Raw genomic sequence first — 351 nt, 5'->3', positions numbered from 1 at the left:
ATGACTAATTAAAAAAAAGCATATAGTCAAAAGAAACCCATTGCAGTAACATAATGGAATCCACATTGGGCTTTTTCAGAGTTTCAACTTAAATATTTAAAAGATCCTAAAAAGGTGTATGGAGAAAAAGATGATATTTATTACTCAGTTCGTAAAGGATTTGAAAAAGATTATCCAGAGCTTATAAAGTATTTTAATTACTGGAACATGACCGATGAGCAACTCGGAACGTTGATGACCATGATTAATGAATCGAATGACCCTGAACCTGTCTCTAATACACAACTCCGAGCCCACGAGACGCTCATGAATCTCGTGTGGGGGCTGTGGCTGGGCATTGAGTGGGGGGGG

1 pseudogene is annotated in these 351 nt (G+C 38.5%); it reads left to right on the top strand.

Annotated elements, in window-relative coordinates:
* Positions 1 to 12 precede the first annotated feature (12 nt).
* Positions 13 to 351 (top strand): annotated as a pseudogene (locus ACSG5Z_RS29795) (glycine betaine ABC transporter substrate-binding protein); the annotation flags it as partial.

Source organism: Bacillus pretiosus (assembly GCF_051294775.1).
Classification (GTDB): Bacteria; Bacillota; Bacilli; order Bacillales; family Bacillaceae_G; genus Bacillus_A; species Bacillus_A wiedmannii.
Note: the sequence above shows the minus strand (reverse complement) of the source record. Positions and strands in the feature narration are given on the sequence as shown.